The organism is Actinomycetota bacterium, assembly GCA_036280995.1.
Lineage (GTDB): Bacteria > Actinomycetota > CALGFH01 > CALGFH01 > CALGFH01 > CALGFH01.
On sequence record DASUPQ010000221.1, the window covers coordinates 1 to 2,911 of the forward strand.

General features: G+C 71.1%; 4 protein-coding genes. 2 read left to right on the forward strand and 2 right to left on the reverse strand.

Going from position 1 to position 2,911, the window contains the following annotated elements; translation table 11 throughout:
• Both VF468_07025 and VF468_07030 read left to right on the forward strand, forming a co-directional pair.
• The coding region (locus tag VF468_07025) for a hypothetical protein (protein ID HEX5878058.1) at window positions 1-423 on the forward strand (423 nt) is incomplete at its 5' end.
• Between the two features lie 53 nt (window positions 424-476).
• Entirely contained in the window at window positions 477-662 is a 186-nt protein-coding gene (locus VF468_07030) for a hypothetical protein (GenBank protein HEX5878059.1), read from the forward strand.
• Window positions 663-820: 158 nt separating this feature from the next.
• On the opposite strand, the gene VF468_07035 is transcribed toward VF468_07030, so the two are convergent.
• Together VF468_07035 and VF468_07040 are read right to left on the reverse strand one after the other, a co-directional pair.
• Entirely contained in the window at window positions 821-1,462 is a 642-nt protein-coding gene (locus VF468_07035) for a response regulator transcription factor (protein HEX5878060.1), read from the reverse strand.
• Window positions 1,434-2,911 (reverse strand): GAF domain-containing sensor histidine kinase (locus tag VF468_07040; protein HEX5878061.1); only part of this gene is annotated, 1,478 nt, incomplete at its 5' end. The genes VF468_07035 and VF468_07040, both read right to left, overlap by 29 nt.

The window sequence follows — 2,911 nt, forward strand, 5'->3', positions numbered from 1 at the left end:
CATCTGCTAACCAAGCGGCGCCAGGACCTGGTGGCCGCCCGCACCCAGACCATCAACCGGCTCCACCGGCTGCTGATGAACCTGGTCCCTGGTGGCGCTCGACGCAACCCCACCGCCAACCGCGCCGTGACGCTGCTGGCCGCGGTCACGCCCGCCGGTGCGCCGGCGGTCACCCGCCGGCAGCTGGCCGATGACCTCATTGCCGACGTCCGCCAGCTGGATCAGCGGATCGCCGCCGTGGAGGCGCGGATCAAGACCGCGATCGCCCAGACCAACACCAGCCTGCTGGAGCTGTTCGGGTCGGGCCGGTGCTGGCGGCCACGTTCCTCGGCGCGGTTGGCGACATCGGTCGGTTCCCGACCAAGCACCACTTCGCCGCTCACACCGGCACCGCCCCACTGGAGGCCTCCAGCGGCCAGGTGATCCGCCACCGGCTGTCCCGGGCCGGCGATCGTAGGCTGAATCATGCCCTGTACATGATGGCGATGGTGCAGGCCCGCCGGCCCAGCGCCGGGCAGGCCTACTACCGGCGCAAGCTGGCCGAGGGCAAGTCGCTCAAGGAGGCGCTGAGGTGCCTGAAGCGGCGGCTGTCGGATGCTGTCTACCGGTGCCTGCTGGTGGATCAGCAGTATCTGTCGAGCTCGACCAGAGCCGCCTCGTAGCCGACGAGGAAGGTCACCTTGGGCAAATGCAAAGCCATGATCTCCTGGCGGAGTCCCGACGGCTCTACCACGCCGGCGAAGTCATCGGCGAGGTTCGCTTGTTAGCAGGCTGTCGGGTCAGCGGATCCGAGCCGGAGTCCGTCCCGCCGGTGGCGGGATCAGGGTCGGAGTCCTGCCTGGCGGGCGGTGCTGATGGCCTCGGCGCGGCTGGCCACCTGCAGCTTGCTGAAGATGTTGGAGACGTGGTTGCGGATGGTCTTGGTGGTCAGACCGAGTCGGTCGGCGATCTCGGGGTTGGTCAGGTGCTCGGTGAGGAGCCGGAGGATCTCCACCTCGCGGCTGGTCAGCTGCGGGAATGGGGTCGCCGCTGGTGGCGGGGTGGCGAAGTAGTTGATCAGTCGGCTGGCGATGGCTGCGTCGAAGATGGCCTCGCCGCTGGCCACCGCCCGCACCGCGCGCAGGATCTCGGCCTTCCTGGCGCCCTTGAGCAGGTAGCCGCGCGCACCCGCCTGCAGCGCCGCGAACACCGAGTCGTCGTCGGAGACCATGCTCAGAACCAGGACTCTGATGTGTGGGGAGGCAGCGAGCAGCTGGCGGGTGGCCTCGATCCCACCTATCCCGGGCATGGTGAGGTCCATCAGGACCACGTCGGGTTGCAGCGCCAGCGAGGCGTCCACCGCCGTCGCCCCGTCGGGGGCCTCGCCGACCACCTCGACCTCAGTGCTGGTCTCAAGCAGCGCCCGCAGGCCGTCCCGGAAGTGGGCGTGGTCGTCACAGATCAGGATGCTGATCGGCTCCACGGGTCACACTCCTTCCGCGCCCGGACAGCGGGAGAACGGCCTCGACCATTGTCCCTCCGCCGTCGGCTGGTCTGACCATGCAGCTGCCGCCAAGCTCGACGGCCCGCTCCCGCATCGACTGCAGGCCCACCCCGACCGGTGCATCTGTCGGCATGCCCCGGCCGTCATCGATCACCTGCACACGCAGCGCTTCGGGATCGCGCTCGGCCTGGAGCATCACGCGGCAGGAACTGGCCTCCGCGTGACTGATCACGTTGTGCAGGGCCTCCAGGACGATGCGGTAGGCGGCGATCTCCACCGCCGCCGGCAGCGGGGGGAGTGGCTGTGGCGCGTCCACGGTGATCTGGACCCGCTGGTGGCTAGCGGCGTGGCTGCGCAGCGCGCCCACCAGCCCCAGCGCGTCCAGGGCCGGTGGGCGGAGCTGGTGGGCGATGCGTCGCACGTCCTCGACGGCCAGCTCCGCCCGGCCCTGCAGCTCGGCCAGTAGCTTCTCGGCGCGGCCGGGCTCGGCCCGGACGAGGTCGCGGGCCGCCTCTAGGGTCATGGTCAGCCCGGCCAGTTGTGGGCCGAGCCCATCGTGCAGGTCACGGCCGATCCTGCGCCGCTCCTCCTCGCGAGCCAGCACCAGCCGTTCCCGGGATCGTTGCAGGTCGACCGAGAGCCGGGCGGCCTCCTCCCCGGCCTGGACCGAGTGCACCGCCACGCCGACCTGGCCGGCCAGGTCGCCCAGCAACCGCCGGTCGGCCGGGGCGAGCTCCACGCGCCGACCCGGCCCGGCCAGCACCAGCCGGCCGACGGGTTCGCTGCCGTAGCTCAAGGGGAGATGCAGCGGCGTCGACTCGGTGCCGGGGGGCTGCCCGTGCTCGGCCTGGGTGCGGTACCCGCCGTGGTCCAGGACCTCGACAGCCACGTAGGGAATCCGGAAGGCCTCGGCCACCGTGGCGGCCACTGCCGGCAGCACCATCCCAAGCTGCAATGTGGTCTCCAGCCGGCGGCCGAGCAGGGCCAGGGTGCGGTAGGGGTCGGCCCGCTGGCCATACAGCAGCCGGTCAACCAGCCGCTGCAGCCGCGACCGCAGCGGCCCGAAGGCGACGGCCACCAGCCCGGTCGCCAGCAGCGAGACACCGATGCCGCGCTGGGGGGCGCCGACCAGGGCGCTCAGGCCTGCCACCACCGTCACGTAGATCCCGACGACACAGGCGGTCAGCAGGCCGTACAGCAGGGTCCGGTTGACCAGCCGGTCGATGTCGAACAGCCGGTGGCGCAGGATCGCGATGGCGGCGGCGACCACGACCAGCATCGGCACCAGCTGCACGAACTTGAAGACGGCCGAGTAGCTGGCCGGCGCGGCCAGCGCGACGGCGGCGTCGACGACAAAGGCGATGGCGGTCAGCGCCACCGCGTACGCGAGCCACTTGATCTGCTGCCGCACGGTCTGGTTGGCCCGCC

Bases quoted from the DNA above. Each gene is read 5' to 3' on its own strand.
- VF468_07030 (HEX5878059.1), top strand. From the start codon at position 477: ATGATGGCGATGGTGCAGGCCCGCCGGCCCAGCGCCGGGCAGGCCTAC.